General features: G+C 61.4%; 22 protein-coding genes. 17 read left to right on the top strand and 5 right to left on the bottom strand.

The window, feature by feature from the left end; translation table 11 throughout:
- The first annotated feature begins 25 nt into the window (after window positions 1-25).
- From RQ865_RS01205 to rbfA, 3 genes are all read left to right on the top strand, one after another.
- Window positions 26-328 (top strand): YlxR family protein, encoded by a 303-nt coding sequence (locus RQ865_RS01205; RefSeq protein ID WP_311476774.1) that lies wholly within the window; start codon window positions 26-28, stop codon window positions 326-328.
- 75 nt (window positions 329-403) lie between these two features.
- Window positions 404-3256: a translation initiation factor IF-2 gene (infB, locus tag RQ865_RS01200; RefSeq protein ID WP_311476772.1), complete on the top strand. Its 2853-nt coding sequence runs from the start codon at window positions 404-406 to the stop codon at window positions 3254-3256.
- Entirely contained in the window at window positions 3249-3680 is a 432-nt protein-coding gene (gene rbfA / locus RQ865_RS01195; protein ID WP_311476770.1) for a 30S ribosome-binding factor RbfA, read from the top strand. The genes infB and rbfA overlap by 8 nt, the downstream gene beginning before the upstream one ends.
- A gap of 27 nt (window positions 3681-3707) precedes the next feature.
- On the opposite strand, the gene RQ865_RS01190 is transcribed toward rbfA, so the two are convergent.
- Both RQ865_RS01190 and RQ865_RS01185 read right to left on the bottom strand, forming a co-directional pair.
- Window positions 3708-4688: an A/G-specific adenine glycosylase gene (locus RQ865_RS01190; protein WP_311476769.1), complete on the bottom strand. Its 981-nt coding sequence runs from the start codon at window positions 4686-4688 to the stop codon at window positions 3708-3710.
- Window positions 4678-5757 carry a 2-dehydropantoate 2-reductase gene (locus RQ865_RS01185; RefSeq protein ID WP_311476767.1) on the bottom strand — a complete coding sequence of 360 codons (1080 nt, stop codon included), beginning with the start codon at window positions 5755-5757 and terminating at the stop codon, window positions 4678-4680. The genes RQ865_RS01190 and RQ865_RS01185 overlap by 11 nt, the downstream gene beginning before the upstream one ends.
- A gap of 78 nt (window positions 5758-5835) precedes the next feature.
- Between RQ865_RS01185 and truB the strand changes: the two genes are divergently transcribed.
- Genes truB through RQ865_RS01165 form a run of 4 tightly spaced genes read left to right on the top strand, consistent with a single transcriptional unit; the run spans window position 5836 to window position 8686 of the window.
- Window positions 5836-6867, top strand: a complete 1032-nt coding sequence (gene truB, locus RQ865_RS01180) for a tRNA pseudouridine(55) synthase TruB (protein ID WP_311476766.1) — start codon at window positions 5836-5838, stop codon at window positions 6865-6867.
- Window positions 6864-7241, top strand: a complete 378-nt coding sequence (locus RQ865_RS01175) for a hypothetical protein (RefSeq protein WP_311476764.1) — start codon at window positions 6864-6866, stop codon at window positions 7239-7241. The genes truB and RQ865_RS01175 overlap by 4 nt, the downstream gene beginning before the upstream one ends.
- 12 nt (window positions 7242-7253) lie before the next feature.
- Window positions 7254-7712: a hypothetical protein gene (locus RQ865_RS01170; protein ID WP_311476762.1), complete on the top strand. Its 459-nt coding sequence runs from the start codon at window positions 7254-7256 to the stop codon at window positions 7710-7712.
- A complete protein-coding gene (locus RQ865_RS01165; protein ID WP_311476760.1) occupies window positions 7709-8686 on the top strand; it encodes a bifunctional riboflavin kinase/FAD synthetase in 978 nt (325 codons plus the stop codon). Before RQ865_RS01170 ends, RQ865_RS01165 begins: the two co-directional genes overlap by 4 nt.
- 28 nt (window positions 8687-8714) lie before the next feature.
- Here the strand turns inward: RQ865_RS01165 and RQ865_RS01160 are convergent, their stop codons facing one another.
- The gene (locus RQ865_RS01160; RefSeq protein WP_311476758.1) at window positions 8715-9392 is read right to left on the bottom strand and encodes a maleylpyruvate isomerase family mycothiol-dependent enzyme; all 678 of its coding nucleotides are present in this window, start codon (window positions 9390-9392) and stop codon (window positions 8715-8717) included.
- A gap of 195 nt (window positions 9393-9587) precedes the next feature.
- Here RQ865_RS01160 and RQ865_RS01155 point away from each other — a divergent pair, with 195 nt between their 5' ends.
- Both RQ865_RS01155 and RQ865_RS01150 read left to right on the top strand, forming a co-directional pair.
- A complete protein-coding gene (locus tag RQ865_RS01155; protein WP_311476756.1) occupies window positions 9588-11738 on the top strand; it encodes a DEAD/DEAH box helicase in 2151 nt (716 codons plus the stop codon).
- A 144-nt stretch (window positions 11739-11882) separates the two neighbouring features.
- The gene (locus tag RQ865_RS01150; protein ID WP_311476754.1) at window positions 11883-13394 is read left to right on the top strand and encodes an aspartate ammonia-lyase; all 1512 of its coding nucleotides are present in this window, start codon (window positions 11883-11885) and stop codon (window positions 13392-13394) included.
- 106 nt (window positions 13395-13500) lie between these two features.
- On the opposite strand, the gene RQ865_RS01145 is transcribed toward RQ865_RS01150, so the two are convergent.
- A complete protein-coding gene (locus RQ865_RS01145; protein WP_311476753.1) occupies window positions 13501-13953 on the bottom strand; it encodes a hypothetical protein in 453 nt (150 codons plus the stop codon).
- Between the two features lie 174 nt (window positions 13954-14127).
- Here RQ865_RS01145 and RQ865_RS01140 point away from each other — a divergent pair, with 174 nt between their 5' ends.
- The 6 genes from RQ865_RS01140 to RQ865_RS01115 all read left to right on the top strand — a co-directional run bounded on the left by RQ865_RS01140 (window position 14128) and on the right by RQ865_RS01115 (window position 21215).
- Complete coding sequence (locus RQ865_RS01140; protein WP_311476751.1) at window positions 14128-15363, top strand: PrsW family intramembrane metalloprotease; 1236 nt, start codon at window positions 14128-14130, stop codon at window positions 15361-15363.
- The gene (locus RQ865_RS01135) at window positions 15356-15721 is read left to right on the top strand and encodes an FKBP-type peptidyl-prolyl cis-trans isomerase (protein ID WP_311476750.1); all 366 of its coding nucleotides are present in this window, start codon (window positions 15356-15358) and stop codon (window positions 15719-15721) included. The genes RQ865_RS01140 and RQ865_RS01135 overlap by 8 nt, the downstream gene beginning before the upstream one ends.
- 201 nt (window positions 15722-15922) lie before the next feature.
- The gene (rpsO, locus tag RQ865_RS01130) at window positions 15923-16192 is read left to right on the top strand and encodes a 30S ribosomal protein S15 (RefSeq protein ID WP_311476745.1); all 270 of its coding nucleotides are present in this window, start codon (window positions 15923-15925) and stop codon (window positions 16190-16192) included.
- A 111-nt stretch (window positions 16193-16303) separates the two neighbouring features.
- Complete coding sequence (ppk2, locus tag RQ865_RS01125) at window positions 16304-17353, top strand: polyphosphate kinase 2 (RefSeq protein ID WP_399521788.1); 1050 nt, start codon at window positions 16304-16306, stop codon at window positions 17351-17353.
- Window positions 17354-17526: 173 nt separating this feature from the next.
- Complete coding sequence (gene metB, locus RQ865_RS01120; protein WP_311476744.1) at window positions 17527-18690, top strand: cystathionine gamma-synthase; 1164 nt, start codon at window positions 17527-17529, stop codon at window positions 18688-18690.
- Window positions 18691-18956: 266 nt separating this feature from the next.
- Window positions 18957-21215, top strand: coding sequence for a polyribonucleotide nucleotidyltransferase (locus RQ865_RS01115; RefSeq protein ID WP_311476742.1), 2259 nt, complete (start codon window positions 18957-18959; stop codon window positions 21213-21215).
- A 98-nt stretch (window positions 21216-21313) separates the two neighbouring features.
- Here the strand turns inward: RQ865_RS01115 and RQ865_RS01110 are convergent, their stop codons facing one another.
- Window positions 21314-21862 (bottom strand): YbhB/YbcL family Raf kinase inhibitor-like protein, encoded by a 549-nt coding sequence (locus tag RQ865_RS01110; protein ID WP_311476740.1) that lies wholly within the window; start codon window positions 21860-21862, stop codon window positions 21314-21316.
- A gap of 108 nt (window positions 21863-21970) precedes the next feature.
- On the opposite strand from RQ865_RS01110, the gene RQ865_RS01105 reads away from it, so the two are divergent.
- Both RQ865_RS01105 and RQ865_RS01100 read left to right on the top strand, forming a co-directional pair.
- Window positions 21971-23311, top strand: coding sequence for a pitrilysin family protein (locus tag RQ865_RS01105; protein ID WP_311476737.1), 1341 nt, complete (start codon window positions 21971-21973; stop codon window positions 23309-23311).
- A complete protein-coding gene (locus tag RQ865_RS01100) occupies window positions 23308-23907 on the top strand; it encodes a histidine phosphatase family protein (protein WP_311476735.1) in 600 nt (199 codons plus the stop codon). Before RQ865_RS01105 ends, RQ865_RS01100 begins: the two co-directional genes overlap by 4 nt.
- The last annotated feature ends 9 nt before the right edge of the window (window positions 23908-23916 follow it).

Raw genomic sequence — 23916 nt, 5'->3', positions numbered from 1 at the left:
GAAATATCCAGCACCGAGGGGTAGTATGGGTTGGGTGCGAACGTGTATTGGATGCCGATCGTGCGCCCCAAGATCTGCACTCACGCGAGTGGTGGTGGTCGAGAATCGGCTGGTGGTAGACACATCAGCTTCGGCTCCGGGAAGAGGCGCCTGGTTGCATCCATCCGCGGAATGTGCGAGAGCAGCACTTGACCAGCGCGCCTGGCGGCGTGCACTGCGAGTGAACGCTCTCGACGACCACGAACTGCGTGCGTACGTCAGTCAACTGTCGTCGGAATCAGCCGACGGCGCGACAGCAAAGGTTGAACGGACCATGGACAAGTCATGAGTGGCTCACGATGAGACACAACCGACGTTAAACGGTCTGCTCCCCACCGGGGATCAGACCCGGTGAAGGAGAACAGTGGCAAAACCACGCGTACATGAGATCGCCGCCGAGATGGGCGTCGAATCGAAAGTCGCCCTGCAGACGCTGCAGGAGATGGGCGAGTTTGTAAAAACCGCATCTTCCAGCGTTGAGCCGCCCGTCGCGCGCCGGCTGCGCGATGAGCTCGCGCGGCGCGCGGCACAGGCCGACGGTGAGGCAGCGGTCGACAAGAAAGATGCCAAACCCGCCGCCAAGTCAGCGACTCCGGCGGCTAAACCGGCAGCAAAGCCGAGCTCTGCCGCTGCTTCGAAGCGCTCAGCGGCGGCGAGTAAAACTGCCAAGCCCGCGGCACCAAAACCGGCTCCGCGTTCGGGTGTGAAACCCACCCCAACCCCCGGTGCTCGGCCGCAGCGTTCGGGCGTCAAACCCACACCGACGCCGGGGCCGGGTGCAGCCGCCCGCCCCACCCGTTCGAGGGTAACGCCCACGCCCACACCGGCAGACCCGAAGCCGAGCGCAAAACCCGCTGCAAGGCCTGCAGCTAGTGCGCCGAAGCCTGGCGCAGCCGCGAAGCCTGCGTCAGCGCCGAAACCCGGAGCGCCCAAGCCCGGTGCGGCTAACGCCCCTAAACCCGGCCCGAACAATATGCCGCGTCCGCGCGGCCCGCGTCCGGGAAACAATCCCTTCTCGAGTAAGCAGGGATCGCCGCGTCCGGGGAACAACCCGTTCAGCGCTAAGCCCGGCAACCGCGGCGGTAACCGTCCGCGTCCGGGGATGCACGCTGCCGGTATGCAGGCTCCGCGACCCGGTCAGCCCCGCGTGTTGCCCGGTGAAAAACCGCAGCAGGTCGGTCGCCCCGGTGGCGGCGGTCGCGGTGGCGGCCGCAGCGGTGGCCCCGGTGGTGGCTTCGGAGGTCGTCCGGGCGGCCGTCCAGGTGGTGGCGGCGGTCGGCGCGGTGGCACCGCGGGTGCTTTCGGTCGCGGCGGTGGCAAATCGAAGTCGCGCAAGTCGAAACGGGCCAAACGCGCCGAGTACGAGATGCGGGAAGCGCCCACTATTGGTGGCGTGAAAGTTCCACACGGTGACGGTGAGACTCGCATCCGGCTGCGTCGCGGCGCCTCGATCGCCGACTTCGCCGACAAGATTGAGGCATCGCCCGGCGACCTGGTAACCGTGCTGTTCCACCTCGGTGAGATGGCAACGGCAACCGAATCGCTCGACGAGGCAACCTTCGAGGTGCTGGGCGAAGAGCTCGGCTACCGTATCGAGATCGTTTCGCCCGAAGACGAAGACCGTGAGCTGCTCGAACAGTTCGACATCGACCTCGAGGCCGAAGAGATCGAAGATGAAGAAGATATGGAGCCGCGTCCGCCGGTGGTGACCGTGATGGGACACGTTGACCACGGTAAAACTGCGCTGCTCGACGCGATCCGTCGCGCCGACGTTGGCGCCAGCGAAGCCGGCGGCATCACCCAGCACATCGGTGCCTACCAGGTCGCCGGCATGCACGAGGGCGTCCGCCGTGCGATCACCTTCATCGACACGCCCGGTCACGAGGCGTTTACCGCGATGCGGGCTCGTGGAGCGAATGTCACCGATATTGCGATCCTGGTGGTTGCTGCCGACGACGGTATCATGCCGCAGACCATTGAAGCGTTGAACCACGCACAGGCCGCCGGCGTGCCTATCGTCGTGGCGGTCAACAAGATCGACGTTGACGGCGCCAACCCGCAGAAGGTGCGCTCGCAGCTGACCGAGTATGGTCTGGTGGCCGAAGACTACGGTGGCGACACCATGTTTGTGGATGTTTCAGCGAAGAAGGGCGAAAACATCTCTGAGCTGATCGACGCCGTGCTACTGACCGCTGACGCTGCGCTCGACCTGCGTGCGAACCCCAACCGTGACGCCCGTGGTACCGCTATCGAAGCGAAGCTCGACCGCGGTCGTGGTTCGGTGGCAACCGTGCTGATCCAGTCGGGCACGCTGCGCGTGGGCGACTCGATCGTGGCCGGTACCGCGTACGGACGTGTGCGAGCCATGCTCGACGAGAACGGCAATGACGTCGAGGCAGCCGGCCCTTCGCGGCCGGTGCAGGTGCAGGGGCTCAGCTCGGTGCCGCGCGCCGGTGACACGTTTATCGTGACCGAAGACGACCGCACCGCTCGCCAGATTGCCGAGAAGCGTGAGGCGGCCGAGCGAAACGCTCAGCTGGCCAAGGCCCGCAAACGGATGTCGCTGGAAGACTTCACGCGTGCGCTCGAAGAAGGCAAGGTACAGTCGCTCAATCTCATCCTCAAGGGCGACGTGTCGGGTGCCGTCGAAGCGCTCGAAGACTCGCTGCTCAAGATCGAGATCGACGATTCGGTGCAGCTGCGCATCATTCACCGTGCAGTGGGCGCGATATCCGAGTCGGATGTATCGCTGGCCACCGTCGACAACGCGGTGATCATCGGCTTCAACGTGCGTCCCGATGCCAAGGCTCGCGAACGCGCAGCCCGTGAGGGCGTTGACATTCGGTTCTACTCGGTCATCTACCAGGCGATCGAAGACATCGAGAAGTCGCTGCGCGGCATGCTCGAGCCGGAGTACGAAGAAGTCCAGTCGGGTGTCGCCGAAATTCGCGAGATCTTCCGCTCATCCAAGTGGGGCAATATCGCGGGCTGTATGGTGCAATCGGGCACGATCACCCGCAACGCCAAGGCGCGCATCATTCGCGAGGGTGTTGTGGTGGCAGACGGTCTGGCTATCGAATCGCTGCGCCGCTTCAAGGACGATGTCACCGAAGTTCGTGAGGGCTTTGAGTGCGGTATCGGTCTCGGTAAGTTCGACGATATCCAGGTCGGCGACGAGATCGAGACAATTGAGATGGTGGAGAAACCCCGTGACTGAGAATCCACGTGCAGCTCGACTCGCTGAACGCATCCACGTCCTGGTGGCGCAGACCCTCGAGCGGGGAGTGAAAGATCCGCGTCTGGGTTTTGTCACCGTCACGGATGTGCGAGTCACCGGCGATCTGCAGCACGCCACGATCTTCTACACGGTGTACGGCACCGAAGAAGAACAAAAGGGCACCGCTGCAGCGTTGAAGTCGGCAACCGGCATGATTCGTTCAGAGATTGGCCGACAGCTCAACACCCGACTCACCCCCAGCATTGAGTTTGTTCTCGATGCGCTTCCCGAAAACGCTGGCCGCATTGATGACCTACTCGCGCAGGCACGTGAGGCCGATGAGCGGGTGGCTCGTGAACGCGAGGGCAAGTCGTTCGCCGGTGAGTCTGACCCCTACCGCAATAGCGAGGCCGAAACCGAGTAACAGTTTCGAACCTCTGGCAGTGCCCCGTCACTCATTCGAGTGAACGGGGCACTCGTCATTTTGGGGGCCCGGATCACCCGGAAGCGAGAGCCAATTGTTACGCTGCTCCAGCATCCCCTCAGCGATCAGCGAGTCTAATGCTGCCAGATGCTGCTCGCGTTCAACCAAAAGTTCTGCGGGCTTTGACGGTGCCCGAAAATCGGTGTCGAGCAGGATGCGCTCCCAGAGCTGGTCGACTGCGAGGCCACCGTGCGAACCGCGCGCGACCGCCATGACTCGGCCGCGACGCTGACGATTGCTACCGACAAATTTCGCCTGCCGAACCTGCCGTCGCTCAAACTCGGCGGCGGGCAGTGCTGGATAGCCGGCACCGCGCCACTGACACAGCTCGGCGATGGGACAGCGCGCGCAATCGGGTTTTCGTTGCCTGCAAATCGTGGCACCCAGCTCCATAGCCCCGGCGTTCCAAGGCTGCACGTCTTCAGCCGCGCGGGGTAGAAGCGCCACCATCTCGTTCTCGTCACGGCGAGCGTGCGGACGCCAGGCAACCTCATCGCCGTGTACGGCGCGAGCAATCACCCGGCGCACATTCGTGTCGACTACCGGCACCCGCATCCCAAACGCAAACGAACACACTGCCGCCGACGTGTAGGGGCCAATACCGGCAAGTGCCTGTAGCGCCTCACGATCGGCTGGCACTCGGCCGCCGTGCCGCTCAACGATGGCGATAGCGCACTGGCGCAGCGCCAGTGCTCGACGCGGATAGCCGAGGCGGTCCCAAACCCGCAAGATCTGTGCATCCGATGCTGATGCTGCCGCAGCCGGTGTGGGCCAGCGGTGCATAAACTCCCGCCAGCGCGGCACCACCCGCGACATTTGTGTTTGGTGCGACATGACCTCGCTCACCAGAATGCCCCAGGGCGTGACATCGGTGTCTCGCCACGGGAACGACCGGTGATCGGTGCGATACCAGTCGACCACTGCGGTTACTAGCGGGTTATCGGTCATCACTGCAGGGTAGCGTTTCGGGTGGCGGCACAATGCCGTGGCCAGTGAACAGTTCGATTCGACGTTGCAGCTGGGTGACCGTGAGATGCCGACCAGTGTGGCTCACCTCGTGTACGAGCGTGGTGAGTGCACTGTTCACTGGCACAGCTACTCGCACCTCGGCTGCGGCCCGAACCACCGCACCGTTCAGATCATCGATCTCGGTGGGCTGGCCCCGCCGGATTGCCTGCAGCGTCGACGCCGGGTTCGGGCGCACACCGAATGCCGTGGCCAGTCGTGAACGAACCACGCTCAGCGCATTACCGGCTCGGATCATGCGCGCGTGGGCCGGTGCAAGGATGCCCATATTGATGAACCGCACGCCGCGTGCATCGGCCACTGCGACGGTTTCGGTGAGAGAGCGCGCCAAGAGGGTGGATGTGACCGGGTGACGGCAGCTCAACTGCACGCTCTTCCCGGTTATGGCAGGGAGCGCATTCACCTGATTGACAAGTAGCTTGCTCCAGAGCGCCGGGCCCAGCTGCGGCAGCGCGAGCGTGGGAAAAGCATCGTCAATCACCGCGGCGAGCTTTTCAGCCATGGCGAACTGCCGGGCGTGAACGGGAGCCAGGCGCACAGCGCCGTCACCGGTAAGCACAATGTCACCGGGCGCTCGATGGGTGGCAGCAAACATTGCCAGGGCACCGAATACGCCGCCAGTGTCTGCGCGATCGAGTGCAGTGACGGCGCGTTGTGGACCGTCGAGGCCGTTCTGGACGATCACCACTGGAACGCTCGAAAGCGATCCAGCAGGGCCTAGCTTCCGGGCATGGTGACGCAGCGCCTGCTCGGTTTGATAGCTGCGGGTAGCCACGATCACCAGCTCGGTATCGTCGGGCAACTCATCGGCAACCCAGACACGGGCGAGGTGCCTGCCGCGCGCGCCGCTCAAACGCAAACCATCGCGTGCGATGCTTGCAGCCGCCGCGCCTTGCGGTCGGGCGATTGCGGTGACCTCGTGCCCGGCACGATCGAGTAACGCCGCCAGAGCACCACCCACCGCACCAACACCGATAACACTCGTTCGCACCCGGCCAGCCTACCGGCCTGTCCAGATGCAGTTCGTATCGCCTGCTTCACCACGCCTGCCGGTAGACTCTTTGGCAGTATGTCTTCGTCACCAACCGGCCCGCACGGCCTGCTGCTTATTGACAAGCCGGCCGGTATCACCAGCCACGATGTCGTAGCTCGAGTTCGCCGGGCTTTGGGCACCCGCAAGGTCGGTCACGCTGGCACACTCGATCCCGCAGCAACCGGATTACTACTGGTGGGGGTGGGGCATGCGACTCGCCTGCTCACCTATCTCGTTGGCGACGACAAAGAGTATGAAGCGACCATCAGACTCGGCGTTGCCACTGATACCGAGGATGCTGATGGCGAGATCACTGAAGTGGCCGGTAGCGAAGCGGTCTCGGCAATTACGCCCGCCGAGGTGCAGGGCGTGGTGCCGCAGTTCATCGGCGAGATTGATCAGGTGCCAAGCGCGGTATCGGCCATCAAAGTTAACGGCAAACCCGCCTACCGGCGAGTTCGTGATGGTGAACAGGTCGAATTGGCCCCGCGTCGAGTCACGATTCACGAGCTTGAAGTGCGTCGCATTGCTCACGGCCAGGTCGACGGCCGCACGATTGTGGATGTGGATGTTCGGGTTTCATGTTCGTCGGGCACCTATATTCGGGCGCTCGGTCGAGACCTGGGGCGGGCACTTGGAGTTCCGGCGCATCTGTGTTTTCTGCGACGCGCTAGCGTGGGTGAGTTGCATGTTGACGACGCGGTTGAAATCGCTGCCAAACGTCCCGCAACTAACAGTGAAGCTGAAGCCGAACAATCGCGACGATTGCAGGCAGCACTCCTGTCACCGACCGAACTGATGATTCGGCGTTTTCCACAGTTGCGCTGCGACGCCGACCGAGGTCGAGCACTGCGTAACGGGCAGCGTATCCCGGCTCCCGCAACCGTTATTGCCCCACGCCCCATGGTCGATCAGCCACTGTCAACGCTTTCAGTCGCTGAACTTCCGGTAGGCACACCGGTGGCCGCACTCACCGACGCAGGAGATGCCATTGGTCTGGTAGAAATCCGTGGTGGGCGCACGAAGACCCTGATGAACTTTCCCGAACGTAATGGAGGCACTGCATGATTGAGTGGTATACCTGGCTACAGTTTGGGATTGGAACTCTTGCGGGCATCATCTGCCTGGTGCAGGCCTTTCGCAATCAACCCCCGGGCGATTTCACCGCCGGATCGGTGGCGCTCGTCGCACTGTTGGCGATTGTGCAGCTGGTGTTGGCAATCGTCACACCGCTGTGGGGTAACGCCTGCCTTGGCGATGGACTCGAGTTTTGGATGTATCAGGTGGCGCTGGTGATTTTCCCACTCGGCGGCATCCTGTGGGCACTCATCGACCGCGGTCGATGGGCGAATGCGGTGCTGGGGATCGCGGCGCTTTCGGTTTCGGTAATGGTGTTCCGAATGCAGCAGATTTGGCTCGGAAACGCGCCACTATTGGGATAGGGAGTAATAACGTTGGGTGCGCTTCCGAAATCCACGAGCATCGGCGAGCCGCGAAAGTCGCGTCGCCCCGAACAGGCGTCGCCGGTGCTGGTTGCCGTGTATATCGTGCTGTTTGTGGGGGCAACTGGCCGCAGCGTCGTCCAAATTGTGCGCGACTTCGACGTGGCACCGGTTGCCTATACGCTAAGCGCGGTTGCCGCGGCGGTGTATCTGCTTGCTGGAATCGCTATTGCGTTGGCACATCGCAACCGCATCTGGCAGGCTATTGCCGCCGCAGCGGTGGGGTTTGAGCTTGTTGGAGTGCTGGCGGTGGGCACACTTTCGGCTGTGCATCCCGAGTATTTTCCCGCCGATACCGTTTGGAGTGGATTTGGTCGCGGTTACCTGTACATTCCTTTTGTCTTGCCACTTATTGGTGCTGCCTATCTCGAATCACGCCCAGCAACCCGAATGAAGCCGTCGACGACATGATCACCATTTACGAACCTGATGATTTTCCCGCCACGATGCGTCCCGCGGCGGTGACGATTGGCAAGTTTGATGGTGTGCACCGCGGCCACCAAACGCTACTAGAGCTCGTGCGGCGCGAATCCGATCGGCGCGGCCTGCACGCGGTGGTGGTAACTTTCGATCGGCATCCGTTGGCGCTTTTCGCCCCCGAGCGCTGTCCGGCGCCGATTTTGTCACCACGGCAGCAGCTCGAGCAGATGGCAGCTTTCGGTGTGGACGCCACGGTCGTTTTGCCGTTTACGCGCGAACTAGCGAAGCTATCGCCAGAAGAGTTTACCGAGCGTGTGCTCATCAACCAGCTCGAGACCAAATTGCTGATCGTTGGCCGTGACTTCCGTTTTGGCAGCGGGGGAGCGGGCGACGCTGAGCTGCTGCAGCGAATGGGACGGCAACGCGGTTTCGAGGTGATCATCCCAGACGATATCCCGGGCCCCACCGGGCGGCGAGCCTCATCCACATGGCTGCGTGAGGCCCTGAGCGCGGGCGATGTCGAACTGGCAACACAGATGCTCGGCCGCTATCACGTGGTGTCGGGCACTGTGGTGCACGGGGCAAAACGCGGCCGCGAGCTTGGGTTCCCCACCGCGAATCTCGATCCCGCCACAGTTGAGGGACTGATCCCGGCTGACGGTGTGTACGCCGGTTGGTTTCGCGTTGGCGGCAAGGTGTACCCCACTGCCGTATCGGTGGGGAATAACCCCACTTTCGAGGGTGTGCCGCAGCGTCAGGTCGAAGCGCATCTATTGGACGTGGATCTTGACCTGTATGGCGAGTCGGTGGATATCGCGTTTGTGCAGCGGATTCGAGGGATGGAAAAGTTTCCCAGCCTGGATGCGCTCATTGAGCGGATGAGCCACGATGTTGCTGAGACTCGCACCCGGTTGCGGATGCGGGCCGAAACACTTGAGACCCGGCACTTTACGGCGGGTCGCTGAGCGACAGCGGTGCTGGCTGCTGCTGGGGCTACTGTGCTGGTTGCTGGTCGGGCGCCAGCTGCGTGCGGCCGAAAAGATGCATGATGATTTCTTGCGCCGTGGCGTCAAGCGCCGGGCCGTTTCCGATCTGCCAGCCAGCATCAATAGCGCGCAGTGAGCGCTTGCGGGCGATTTTCGCGTTGCGGCCACCAACGCGCAGCCGCGATAGCGCCACCGCGCTAGTAGAGCGCGGGCTCAACCGCAGCGGTAGCTGGAGGGCATCGGTGATGTCATAGGCGTGTACCACCGCTTCGGTGAGTTCAACAACGGTGCTGCGACCGATACCGGCCATCTTGTCGGCAGACAGTGCCTCGAGGCCCGATAGCAACTCGGCCTCGGGTGCTGCACCAACTTCGATTGCGATCTTTGCTATTGCCGAGTTTGGTTTGAACGCGCTGGTGAGTGCCGCCCCCAGGCCACTACTGACCAGCTGTCGACTATTCGAGCCCAGGCGCCAGAGGATATGGCCGACCACATCGCGCACACGCCACTGTGCACAGTGGCTCGGTGCATCCCATGCCTGCCTGTCGAGGCCGGCTAGCATGAAGGTGAGCCGGTCAAGCGTGGTCGCAATGTGCGCGCTCCAGTCGCCGCTGAGTTTTGCGGGCGGACGGGAGAACGGCTGCGAGCTTGATGGCTGGGAAGGGTCGGCGGTATTGGCGGTCACGCGGTTCATTATTGCATCTGACCGCGCCTGTGCGGCTAGAATGAACCGTGCGCCTGCGACGGTTGAGCATCTGGACACTCAGCGTCCGCGCTCGAATCGATCTGAGATGACCGTTCGATTCGTTGATGTATTCGCCCGATCAGTTTCTGTGATCGGAACCGCCAGCAGCACACACCCCTGGCCAGTGAAGGAGTCATGGTGTCGAATACCCACCGCGGGCAGTACGGTGCACGTCGAAAGCGAGCCGCAGTTGACAACACCGGTGTGATCCCCCAACTTGCAAGAGCCGTTCGCGAGGTCGAGGCTGCGGTGATGCGCGGACACGTGTCGGCCACAAATCGCACCAAGTTTCAGGTGGTTGCGCTACTGATGCGTGAAGAGCGGGCGCGTTTGAAGGCCGATCAAACCATCAGCGATGCCGAACGCAATGACGCGATGAAGCGACTTGATGGTCTGGCCGCAATCATGGCGAAAACTGCCGCTCGCGACACTTCACTCATCAGGCTGCTGCAAGCTGAAACGGCCACCACACCCCAGGCTCGGGCGATGCGCAAACAGATGCTCTTTGCCGGCGGAATCGACATGGTTGTGGATGACGAACCAGATGTGCCCGTCACCGGCGCGGTGGTACCCGAGAAACTACGCGAGCGACAGGTTATGCCGGTTGGGGTGAAAGCTCGCGTGCGCTCGCAGCCCTTCCTCGAACCCAAACTCGAAAACCTCGCACCGTCACCAAGCCACTACTCACAGCTTCACGATTGGGAAGTGATCGATCCCATCCTGAAGGCCTTTGAAACAGGTGCTGGTGGCGGGGCTGCCTCGATGGAGCTGCCCGATCCACCGCGATTCGACCGGGTAGCACCCGCCGGGCGCGCGCTAATGCCGCACCAGGCGCAGCTAGTCGAGGCGGTGCGGCTGGGGCATCGAGAGTTTCTGCTCGCTGACGAACCCGGTTTGGGGAAGACCGCGCAGTCGGTTCTCGCAGCCTCGGTAGCCGGGGCCTATCCGCTTTTGTGCGTGGTGCCTAACGTGGTGAAAACTAACTGGGCGCAGGAGGTTGCGCGTTGGACTCCCGGCCGCCGTGCCACGGTGATCTCGGGCGATGGTGAGCATGTCGATGCCTTCGCGGACGTGTTCATCATCAACTACGAGATTCTTGACCGGCACGTGGGTTGGCTGCAACAACTCGGGTTGCGCGGCATGGTGGTTGATGAGGCGCATTTCATCAAGAACCCCACCTCGCAACGCTCGCGCCTGGTAACGCAGTTGGCGAACACGCTACGCACCCAGATTCCGGGTGACAAGCCGCTGCTCATGGCACTCACCGGTACGCCACTGATCAATTCGGTGGAAGATTTCAAATCGATCTGGCATTTTCTGGGTTGGATTGAAGAGATTCCAGGGCAGGTGGGGGAGTATCGGCCTGCACAGGAGCTGCTTGACCGACTCGATGCAACGAACCTGGTCCCATGCGACCCTGGTTTCATGGCTGCGGCGCGACGCACGGTAATTGACCTCGGAATCGTTCGTCGTCGCAAAGTTGATGTGGCCAAATCGCTGCCCTCCAAGCGCATTATTGATATGCCGATCGAGCTCGATGGTGAAGAAGGATCGTCGATTCGCAAGGCCGAGGCGGCGCTGGTGGAGCGGCTGCTGGCTCGGTACGCGCGCATCCTAGCCGCGAGTGATCTGCCTCCCGAAACGATCGATCTCAAACGGTTGCAGATGGTGGCTCACCACGAGGTGCAGGAATCGAAGGCATCAAGCGCCGGAGACTCGATTTTCGCGATGTTGCACCGCATCGGGGTGGCCAAATCAGAGCTGTCGGCCCAGTACACGGCCCAGCTGGCGCACTCGGTGGGCAAGGTCGTGTACTTCGCCAAGCATGTCGAAGCACTCGACCGTGCCGAAGCAGCATTTGCAGCCGAGGGAATTCGCACCGTGTCGATTCGCGGTGAGCAATCGCAGCTAGCTCGCGACCGTGCAGTGAAGGCTTTTCAGACCGATCCCGAGGTGAAGATCGTGGTGTGCTCACTGCTCGCGGCCGGCGTGGGGATCAACCTACAGGTGGCCAGCGACGTGGTGTTGGCTGAGCTGAGCTGGACGGCTGCCGAACAGACGCAGGCGATCGACCGGGTGCACCGAATCGGACAGGAAACACCGGTCACCGCTTGGCGCATCATCGCCTCGCAGACGATCGACGCGCATGTGGCCGAGCTCATCGACTCGAAGCAGGGGCTCGCCGCGCGAGCACTTGACGGTAGCGATGAAGACCTCGTGCACTCCGACGACCTACAGGCAGATGCGCTGGTTGGACTGATGCTCGATGCTTTGCGCAGCCGCTGACCGGCACAGCTGCGGGCATGCACCACGACTACCAGCAAACTCTGTGCGAACGTAAAACGAATGCGGTTCATCTTGCGATAGGCTGAGGGGACAAATGGCCGCATCGTAGCGGCTACAGCTTCGACAGAGGAAAGGTCGCGGTCAATGGTTGACGCTCAGGACTACCGCATCGAACAAGATTCGATCGGTGAGATGAAGATCCCGGCTGACGCGTACTACGGTGTCAACACCGCACGCGCGGTCGAAAACTTCGATATCGCTCGACGCAAAATTGGCGTGTACCCCGACTTCATCGTGGCGCTCGCTCAGGTGAAGCAGGCTGCCTGTCGAGCGAACGTTGAAATCGGTCAGCTCGACCCTGAAATCGGTAAGTACATCGATGCCGCCTGCCAGGAGATCATCGACGGCAAGCTGCATGACCAATTCGTGGTGGGTGTTATTCAGGGTGGCGCTGGCACCAGCTCGAATATGAATGCGAACGAGGTGATCGCCAACCGCGCTCTCGAGTTGGCCGGTCACAAGAAGGGCGAATACCAGTACATCTCGCCCAACGATCACGTCAACATGGCGCAGTCGACCAACGACGCCTATCCCTCGTCGGTGAAAATCGGCATCGTGCACTCGATGCAGAACCTTGTGGCCGAGTACCACCTGCTGCAGGACGCATTCCTCAAGAAGAGCATCGAGTTCAGCCACATCCTCAAGGTGGGACGCACCCAGATGCAGGATGCGGTGCCGATGACCCTCGGCCAAGAGTTCCACGGCTGGGCGACCACCATTAGCGAAGATATTGACCGCCTCATTGAGGTTCAGAAGCTTGTTCTCGAGCTCAACCTCGGTGGCACCGCGATCGGTACCGGTATTAACGCGCACCCCGATTACGCCGCCGCAGTGGTTCCGCACTTGCGTAAAATCACCGGACGCGACGATATTTGCGGCGCAAGTGACCTCATCGAGGCCACCAGCGACACTGGTGTGTTCATGTCGGTTTCGAGCGTAATGAAGCGTGCCGCCATGAAGCTCTCAAAGATCTGTAACGACCTGCGCCTGCTCTCGTCTGGCCCGCAGGCCGGTTTCAACGAGATCAACCTGCCCGCACGCCAGGCCGGTTCATCGATCATGCCCGGTAAGGTCAACCCGGTTATTCCCGAGGCAGTCAGCCAGGTTGCGTATGTTGTCGCCGGTAACGACGTCACCGTGTCAATGGCGGTCGAGGCCGGTCAGCTGCAGCTGAACGCATTCGAGCCGGTCATGCTGCACACGCTAATGCAGAACTCGACCTGGCTACGTCGCGCTCTGCGCACGCTGCGCGTGAACTGTGTCAACGGCATCACCGCGAACAGTGAGCACACCGAGAGCCAGGTGCGCGCCAATATCGGTCTCGTTACGGCGCTCAACCCGGTCATTGGATACTCTGCGGCGTCGAAGATCGCCAAGCGCGCCCAGCGCACCGGCGAATCGGTTGCTGATATTGCCGTTGAAGAGGGTTTGCTCACTCGTGAGCAGGTCGAACAGTTGCTGCAGGCTGAGCAGCTTGCCGGCAAGATTCCAACCCTCGGTGACCGCAAGCTGCTCAGCGATGAGGAGGTTGCCGAACTCGAGCGGCAGATCGATTCGCTCGACATGGTCGATCTTGATCGCATCGAAGTGGCCTAATCGGTAGCCCTCCACCGGACACGGCGCGGGCCTCTCGAATAGTTCGAGAGGCCCGCGCCGTAGGTGTCTGCTGCCGTGCCAAACTTGCGGTCGCCGCAGCCACAATCTACGGCTGGTTGAGGTTCCGTTCGTCAGCGTTAGCTGTGTCGATCATCGAGTCTTCTTCGCTCTCGAGTTCGTCAATCGCATCCGCGTGCCGCTCGGCCGCATCGAGCAATCGCTGTGCCTGGGCGTCGTCGATGCTGTCGCTGAGCCCTGCGGCGCGGCGCTTCAGATCGGCGCGCAGCGACTCTGCAGTGTGCACCAACTTGCCGGGGATCTCTCGTGATTTTTCTTCGAGCTGACCGGTGAACCGGGCAATGCTTTCAGAAGCGCTATCGAGCTTCTCGCGAGCAAAATCGCCAGCTCGCTGTGCCGGAGCAGAGGTGGCTAGTCGTTTGGTGAGACTGACAATCTGTTCGTAGCGCTGTCGCCCGGCACGTGCGCCGAGCACATAACCAGCACCCAGCCCGGTCACGAACAAAACTCTCCGCACGCTCACATATCGTTTGTTGCCCATGCAGCAAATCTAGCTTGGGATTGCTTGTGTCGGCTGAGTGCGAGTCGTCAGGGAGAATACCGGCGGCTCGGTCTACGCTAGAACGCATTCGGCAGCACGCCTGATGCTGCCAATGCGGTGAGCCGCAGCAAGCCGGACGATGCCGGTCCCGCCGATGAGGAGAATGCCCCAGAAATGCCCGCGCAACAGCTCAGCGACCGTTCGATGCAACTCGATGAACGGCTTCGACGAGTTCGCAACCGTGCGCGATTGGTGCCGCTAGCTTGGCTGATTGCGTTGGCACTATTGGTGTTGATTGCTCTCATCACACTCGGTTGGTTGCTGTCGACCTGGCAGGTCAACGCGCTCATCATGGTGCTGCCCGCGCTTATCCCGCTCTCATTGGTGCTGGCAGGAGTTGCCTACCTTGACCGCTGGGAACCCGAGCCACCACTGCTGCTTGCACTCATGGCACTTTACGGGGCAGGGGCGGCGGTAGCAGGGACGCTGCTCACCGGTAACTTCTTGGTGGATGTGGCCGAAAATTACGCCACCGAACAACTTCAACAGGCGGTGTTTTCACTGCTCGTGCAGGCACCAGTGCTCGAGGAAGCCATGAAATCACTCGGGGTGCTGCTGATCCTGTTCATCGCGCGCCGAGAGCTGAGTGGCCCGCTTGATGGGTTCATCTATGCGGCCATGATTGGTGCCGGGTTCGCCTTCACTGAGAACATTATTTACTTCGCCTCGAGCGAGGCAATCGGTACCGAGTTTATGTGGATGCTGGTGGTGCGATGCATCCTCTCACCGTTTGCCCATGTGCTGTTTACCGGAGTGTTCGGTCTCGCAATGGGGTGGGCGGCGCGCCATCACGAGCTGTGGCGGTTTTTCGTGGCCGGTGCTGTCGGGCTGTTCCTGGCGATAGGACTGCACGCGCTGTGGAACGGTGGTGCCGTGCTGGTGCTGCCGCTGCTTGGCATCGAACCCGATAACCCGCTCTCGTGGGTGATCTACTACCTGCTCGTGCAGGTACCACTTTTTGGGGTGGTGGTGTGGCTACTGATGCGCCTGCAAGATCGGGATGTGGCAGTGCTGCGGCGCCGGATCGATGAGTATCGGCGAGCGGGCTGGTTTACCGTCGAAGAGGTGCGGATGATCACCGATTGGAAGACACGCCGCGCAGCGCTTCGCTGGGCGCGCAAACAACCAACGCATGTCGCCGACGCAATGCGCGGATTCATTCGCAGCGCAACCCGACTCGCATTCGCGCGCGAACACGCCGCGATCGATAAGCGAGATCCACTGCGGCGGCCGCTCGAACAGGCTCTTCTTGAGGCAACTCGCCGGCACCGCGAGGTGCTCAATAGTGCGCAGCAGCAGCGTCACGCAGGTGCGGCCCAAACAAGTGTGGTTGCATCGAAGCATGACTGAACTGCAGAAGCCAGAAGTTGATATGCCCGAGGGGCCAGCACCCACCGAACTCGTTATCGAAGACATCACTGTTGGTGACGGTGACGAGGCCAAGGCCGGTGGCATTGTCAACGTGCACTATCTCGGTGTCGATTACGAATCAGGTGCCGAGTTTGACTCGTCGTGGTCGCGTGGCGAACCGATCGAATTTCCGCTCGCGATGCTCGTGAAAGGTTGGCAAGAAGGTATCCCCGGCATGCGTGTCGGCGGTCGCCGTAAGCTTATCTGCCCGCCGCAGCTCGCCTACGGCAATGGCGGTGGTCACCCGCTCTCGGGTCGCACGCTGGTTTTTGTGATCGACCTGCTCGGCGTGAAGTAGTTGTTTGTTTCGATGAATGGGCCGGCTCGCATATGCGTGCCGGCCCATTCATACTCGACCACGGGTGAGCTGCCAGTGTCGATATTTGTGTGCAATTGCGATTGCTGGGTATAGTGGTGAGGTTGCCGTGTAACCGGCCGCGGAAAGAGAGAGCGCCCACAACGGGTGAGGCGCGCCGCGCAGCGAACGAAGGGGATGCCCATGGCGCTGGATGCCCAGAAGAAGAACGAAATCATTACCGAATACGCCACCCACGAGGGCGACACGGGCAGCCCCGAGGTGCAGGTTGCACTGCTGACCGCGCGTATCAAAGAACTCACCGAGCACCTCAAATTCCACAAACACGACCACCACTCGCGACGTGGCCTGTTGCTGATGGTTGGTCAGCGTCGTCGCCTGCTCAGCTATCTTGCCGATGTCGACATTGAGCGCTATCGTTCGCTCATTGAGCGTCTGGGGCTGCGCCGCTAGTCGCAAAACGAGTCTGTTTCGCTGTGCCCCACCGGTGAATCGGTGGGGCACAGTTGTTTGCTCGAGGTGGGCGATTTCCAGACCGGTTATGAACGGCATAAAATTAGGGGTATGAGTCAGGATCAAGAGCCCAACACCAAGTCCACCTCGGGCAGCAAACCGAGCCACGACAAGAAGGCTGCAGCCGGAGCGGCTGCAAAGCGGGCCACTACTTTCACCACGCTCGATTCGCTGCGAGCCGACGATGCATCCACCTATCGCCTCGATCAGGCAGGTCTTCCTGATATGGCCGACGAGGTTGACGAGTTGCGCGAACTGCGCGGCCACAGCAGTGCCGACCCGGATGCATGGCGCCAGGGGTACCCATACGACAAGAAACTGACCCGTCGTGTCTACGAACGTCAGAAGCGGTTGCTGCAGATCGAACTGCTCAAATTGCAGACCTGGGTGAAAGAAACCGGGCAAAAGATCATCATTATTTTTGAGGGACGCGATGCGGCCGGTAAGGGTGGCGCGATTAAGCGTTTCATGGAACACCTCAACCCGCGTGGCGCCCGCACTGTGGCACTCGAGAAACCCACCGAAAAAGAAGCGACCCAGTGGTACTTCCAGCGCTACGTCGAGCACTTGCCCTCGGGTGGCGAAATCGTGCTATTCGACCGGTCTTGGTATAACCGTGCCGGTGTTGAGCGCGTGATGGGTTATTGCACTCCCACCGAGTACCTTGAGTTCACTCGTTCAGCACCCGAGTTTGAACGGATGCTGGTGAACTCGGGTATCCACGTCATCAAGTTCTGGTTCTCGGTGGGACGTGCCGAGCAGCTGTCACGCTTCGCCTCGCGCCGTGATGACCCGGTGCGCCAATGGAAACTCTCACCGACCGACCTCGCATCGCTCGATAAATGGGACGACTACACCGATGCTAAAGAGGCAATGTTCTTCTACACCGACACGGCTGAGTCGCCCTGGACCGTGGTGAAGTCGAACGATAAGAAGCGTGCGCGGCTTGAAGCTATGCGTCACGTGTTATCACTATTTGACTATCCGGGCAAAGACATTCGTGTGGTTGGTGAACCCGATCCAAAGATTGTCGGTTCGCCGCGCGAAATTTACGACCAGGGTGAACAGCCCGCGGGTGAGTTCCCGAACGTGCACCCCTAAACCTGCGCAGCTCGGGTCGGCACCCACCGGCCCGAGCTGCAATATGACGCGATATGGCGCCGTGTGACGCACTACTGCGCCGCAGTGGCGCCTGTCGCGCATCCTCAAATAGGTTCGCCTCACCCTGTCGGCACCGAAACCGCCGGCTTTGGAAGATATGAAAGAGGCGAATAGTGACCGAGCCAACCGCGCTAACCCAGGCCGTACGGGCTGGAATTGAAACCGACCGCAACTACGGAGCTGTCGTGCCCCCGGTGTACAGCTCGACCAACTACGCATTCGCCGCGCTCGGCGAACCCCGGAAGTTTGACTACACCCGATCGGGCAATCCGACCCGTGCACTGCTGGGAGAGGCGATCGCAAAACTTGAAGGCGGTGCCGGCGCTACTGTTGTCGCCACCGGTATGGCGGCAGTGCTGCTTCCCCTCGTTGCACTGCTGCGCGCAGGCGACACGGTGGCCTATCCGCACGACTGTTATGGCGGTTCATGGCGGCAGTTTGAACAGCTGGCAAGTAAGGGGCTTTATCGCTTCAAACCCGTAGATTTCACCGACCCCGATGCTGCTGCCACTCGGTTGCAGCAGCTGCGACCCCAGCTCGTATGGCTTGAGACGCCGTCAAACCCGCTGCTGCGGCTTACCGATTTGCGGGCCGTAACGGCTGCCGCCCACGCTGCCGAGTCGCTCGTGGTAGCTGACAATACATTCCTCACTCCGCTGTTGCAGCAGCCGTTTGAGTTCGGGGTCGATGTTGTTGTGCACTCGGTGACCAAGTACCTCAACGGCCACTCGGACGTGGTGCAGGGGGCGGTGGTTGCAAAAACGGCCGAGCACGCCGAACTATTTGATTGGTGGGGCAATGTGCTCGGTGTTACCGCATCGCCGGTCGATGCGCATCAAGTGCTGCGGGGGCTGCGTACGCTCGAGTTGCGTGTTGAACGCCATCAGCGCAATGCAGAGGAGATTGTCGCAGCAATCGCCAATCACCCGGCAATCAAGCGCATCAATTTTCCGGGGCTTGCAGCGCATCCACAGCATGAACTCGCGGCTCGGCAGCAGCGTGGCTTCGGCGCCATGTTGTCGCTCGAACTCGACGGTGGAATCGACGCGGTACGCAGATTTGTTGACGCACTGCAGCTATTCAGTCTTGCCGAGTCGCTCGGCGGTACCGAATCGCTCGTGGCGCATCCGGCAACGATGACCCATGCGGCCATGACCTCCGAAGCCAGGCAGGCGGCCGGGATCAGCGACGGGTTGGTGCGTATCTCGGTTGGGATTGAACCAGTCGTTGATCTGATCACCGATTTACAGCGCGGTCTGGATGCTGCCCGCAGCTAGTTCATGATCGTTGACGCACCGGCGTTGAGCCGCCGCAAATTTTGTGCGGCGACTCACGTTTACCCGGTACACCGGCAGTTTTGCCGTTTCTCGCGGTAGACTGGGTCAGTCCGTATCCATCCGCACAGTGCCTACGCGGCTGATTGTCGGTGGCGGAGGGCTGGTACCGATTCCAGAACTTGGTTACTGATGGTCAGCGCGGGATGCTCAGCACCGACCGGTGTTGAGATACGGCAACACTGTGCGGGCGACAGAAGGAGGAGACCTTGGAGGGTCCCGAAATCAAGTTCGCCGAGACCGTGATTGATAACGGTAAGTTCGGCACTCGTACCATCCGCTTTGAAACCGGCCGTCTTGCCCAGCAGGCGCAGGGATCGGCAGTGGCCTATCTCGACGGCGAAACCATGCTGCTGTCAGCCACGAGCGTTTCGAAGCAGCCGAAAGATCACTTCGACTTCTTCCCGCTAACAGTTGATGTTGAAGAGCGTGCCTATGCGAAAGGCGCGATTCCCGGTTCGTTCTTCCGCCGTGAGGGTCGGCCCTCGACCGAGGCGATTCTGGCGTGTCGCCTGATCGACCGCCCGATGCGACCGTCATTCATCGACGGTCTGCGCAACGAGGTGCAGATCGTGGTCACTGTGCTCTCGATCGCACCCGACGAAACCTATGATGTGCTCGCGGTAAACGCGGCGTCGATGTCGTCGCAGATCTCAGGTGTCCCGTTCTCGGGTCCGATTGGTGCGGTGCGGATCGCGCTGATCGACGGTCAGTGGGTGGCTTTCCCGAAGCACTCGCAGCTGAACGAAGCCGTATTTGAGCTGACTGTGGCAGGACGCTTGATCACCCGCAAGGACGGCAGTGAAGACATCGCCATCATGACCGTTGAGGCACAGGCCACCGACAATGCCTGGGACCTCATTAAGGCTGGCGCACAGAAACCCGACGAGCGCGTTGTGGCGCAGGGTCTGGAGGCTTCAAAGCCGTTTATCGCCCAGCTCGTCCGCGCCCAGCAACAGGTTGCCGACCAGGTGAATAAGCAGGTTGCCGAGTACCCGACCTTCCCGGCCTACACCCCAGAGGTGCTCGATGAGGTGCGTGCGCTCGCCGAGGTTGAGCTGCGTGACGTTTACCAGATTGCCGAAAAGATCGCGCGTCAGGACGCTGACGACGCGCTCAAGGAGCGTGTCAAAGAAGCCATCGCGGCCAAGGTTGAGGCTGAACAGCTGCCTGAGGGCTCGCTCGAACAGGTTTCGGCGGCCTACAAGAGCGTTACCAAAGACGTGGTGCGTGGCCGCATCCTTGCCGAGGGAGTGCGCATGGATGGCCGCGGCGTCGCCGATATTCGCCAGCTCGATGCCGAAGTTGACGTGGTTCCGCGCGTGCACGGCTCGGCAATCTTCCAGCGCGGCGAGACTCAGATTCTCGGGGTCACCACGTTGAACATGCTCAAGATGGAGCAGCAGATTGACTCGCTCTCGCCCGTTGAGAGCAAGCGTTACATGCACCACTACAACTTCCCGCCCTATTCGACCGGAGAGACTGGTCGGGTGGGGTCACCGAAGCGACGCGAAATCGGTCACGGCAACCTTGCCGAGAAGGCGCTAATCGCGGTGCTTCCCGCTCGCGAAGAGTTCCCGTACGCCATCCGCCAGGTGTCAGAAGCCCTCGGGTCGAACGGCTCGACCTCGATGGGATCGGTGTGCGCTTCAACCCTTTCGCTGCTGAACGCCGGTGTGCCGCTGCGCGCTACGGTTGCCGGAATCGCGATGGGGCTAGTGTCAGCAGAGGTCGACGGCCAGATGAAGTACCAGGCGCTCACCGACATCCTCGGTGCCGAGGATGCACTCGGCGACATGGACTTCAAAGTTGCCGGTACCGCCGAGTTCATTACTGCCCTGCAGCTTGACACCAAGCTCGACGGTATCCCCAGTGAGGTGCTTGATGCAGCACTGCAGCAGGCGCACGACGCTCGCATCCAGATCCTCGATCAGGCAATCAATGCCGTGATCGATGAGCCAGACGAGATGGCCCCCACCGCACCGCGCATCATCTCCGTGAAGATCCCGGTCGACAAGATCGGCGAGGTGATCGGCCCCAAGGGTAAGGTCATCAACCAGATTCAGGAAGACACCGGTGCTGAGATTTCGATCGAAGATGACGGTACCGTCTTTATCGGCGCAACCGACGGCCCCTCGGCTGAGGCTGCACGCGATGCCGTGAACCAGATTGCCAACCCGCAAACTCCCGAGGTTGGCGAACAGTATCTCGGCACTGTCGTGAAGATTGCCTCGTTCGGCGCCTTCATCTCGCTGCTGCCCGGTAAAGACGGCCTGCTGCACATCTCTGAGGTTCGTAAGCTCGCCGGCGGTAAGCGCATCGACGACGTTGAGTCGGTGCTCTCGGTGGGGCAAAAGCTGCTTGTGCGCGTCACCAAGATCGATAATCGCGGCAAGCTTTCGCTCGAACCGGTGCTCGACGAGGATGAAGCCGACAACAAGGCCGAAACCGAAGATTCGGCACAGTAGTAAACGAGACGGGCGACGCCAGGGGCGTAGCCGCTACTCACTGAACTGCACCCCATCGATCATTAGGATCGGTGGGGTGCAGTTTGTTGCACTTAGGGCTACTGAGCGGGCTGCTCAAACACCGCCATCACGTGGCCGCGGGCAATGACGTGCTCGCGGAGCATGAAGTGCACTCGAGCCGCGGTCAGGTCAGCGGGTAGATCAAGCCGGGTGTTGAGCGCCTGCACCGTAAAGAAATAGCGGTGCGGCCCGTGACCGGCCGGGGGAGCTGCACCGATGTACTCGCGGCTGAGCGCCTCGTTAAAGCCGAGGCTCGTACCTGCGGGCAGGTCGGCAAGGTCGCCGGTGCCCGCGTTTTCAGGCAGCTCGTGACAGTCGGCGGGGATGTTGTACACCACCCAGTGCCAGAAACCCGACATGGTGGGTGCGTCGGGGTCGTAACAGGTGACGGTGTAGCTTTTTGCCCCGGGCACGGCCTGCCAGCGCAGCTCAGGTGAGCGTTCGGACCCACCGTGGGTAGCACCCACATGAGTCATGGGAAGCGTGTCGCCATCGGCGAAGCCTGCCGACACCTGCAGTTTGGCTACCTGGGGGAGCTGCTCATAAGGGTTACTGGTGGGAAGAGTCACGTCATACCTCGCAGTCATAAATGGTCGGTAATACCTGAGGCTTACGCTGCCACGCGGGAATCTATGAATCCTGGAGATGTATGGGGCGAATGTCGAGGGCTGCGGGTAGGCTGATCGCCGATCATCATGACTACGCCCATTGAACTCCCGCTCTCGCTTCCCGAAATCGACACCGAGGTTGCCGGTGGTGCCCGGCTGCGTCGATCGGTGCTGCAGAACGGCCTGCGACTCATCACCGAAGATGTGCCAGGTGCTGCCTCGGCAACGGTCGGATTTTTTGTTCCGCTTGGCTCTCGCGATGAATCGGGTGCCGAGTATGGTTCAAGCCACTTCCTCGAACACCTCCTGTTTAAAGGCACCCCCAGCCGTACCGCACGTGATGTGGCTGCCGAGTTTGAACGTGTCGGCGGTGACTTTAACGCGGCCACATCGCGCGAACAGACCTACTATCACGCCCGGGTGCGCGATCACGATCTGCCGATGGCGCTGACCGTGCTCGCCGATATGATCACCTCATCGCTGCTGGATGCGACAGAGTTTGCCACCGAGCGCGGGGTGATCCTCGAAGAGATCGCGATGAGCGACGACGACCCCATTGATGTGCTCTGGAACACGGCGTGGGCCACCCACTTTGGTGAGCATCCCCTCGGCCGCCCGATTGCTGGCACCGTCGATTCGATCTCGGCCGTGAATCGCGATGAGGTCTACGACTTCTATCGCCGCAACTATGAGCCGCACCGGCTCGTTGTCGCCATCGCCGGACGTGTCGATCATGATCATGCTCTCGAGATTCTTACTGCCGGGCTCGAAGCGGGTGGATGGTCGTCTGCTACCGGGCAGTCGCCGGTGGCGCGTCGTAGCGGGGCGCTCGTGCGCCCGGCTGGCGGGTTCACGCATATCGACCGCGCGCTCGAACAGACCAATATCGTGATCGCTGGAGCCAGCATCCACGCCACCGATGAGCGCCGCACCGCCAATGCGATGTTGCACCACATACTCGGTGGCGGTATGGCCTCACGGTTGTTTCAAGAAGTTCGCGAGAAGCGCGGGCTTGCTTACGCGGTGCATTCATTTTGCGCCGGGCACACCGATGCCGGTATTGGCGGTGTTTACGTGGGATGCCGTCCCGACCGAGCCGCTGAGGCAGTGGATGTGGCCGTTGCCGAGCTGCAGCGAATTGCCGATGACGGGGTGAGTGAAAGTGAGCTAGCCGATGCTGTGTCATCCGGCGCCGGTGCCGGCGCGCTGGCACTCGAATCAAATGTCACCCGGATGCATCGGCTGGGCCGCGCCGAAACGGTGCTCGGCGAGTTTGGCGACCTCGATGTTGCGGTGGCCCGGCTCGAAACGGTGACGCGCGAAGAGGTGCAGGCCCTCGCCCAAGATTTGGTTGCAAATCTGTGCACGGTGTCGGTGATCGGTCCGCTCGCAGCGGCCGCAAGAACTCGTTTGGAGCAGACACTATGAGCCACTACCTGTATCTGGTTCGTCACGGGCAGCAGGAGAATGCCGAGTTCGGCATAGATGAAGGTCCGCTGTCGCCGCGCGGTCAGAGTCAGGCCCACGCGCTCGGCGCCCGGTTGCGGCAGGTGCCCTTTGATGAGGCGTTTACCTCGCCACTGGAACGCGCGGTGGAGACCGCCGCGATCTTAGACAACTACACGCAGGGGCCAGCGATCGAGCGCTCAAATCTGCTGTTTGACTGCATCCCTTCATCGGGTGAGGGCGCACCCGAGGTTTATGAAACTTTCTTCTCGGGGGTCAGCGAGGAAGATATCGAGGCAGGGGAAGCGCAGATGCATGATGCTGCCGAAACCTGGTTGACTCGCTCGGGAGAAGACCGGCACACGCTGCTGGTGACTCACAATTTTGTCATCGGTGAGTTTGTGCGCCGCACCCTGGAGCTTCCCAAATGGCGCTGGCTCGCGCTCGGCACCGGTAATTGCGCGCTGACGGTGATTCGCCTGCGCAGCGGAAAACCGAGTGAGCTGGTGCTATTTGGGGACGTGTCTCATCTGCCGCCGACGGAGCGAACCGGACTGTCGTGGTTTCCGGCTATCTAGTGGTGCTGT

This window comes from uncultured Gulosibacter sp. (assembly GCF_963509965.1).
Taxonomy (GTDB): Bacteria; Actinomycetota; Actinomycetes; order Actinomycetales; family Microbacteriaceae; genus Gulosibacter.
This window is presented reverse-complemented; position numbering and strand designations above follow the sequence as displayed.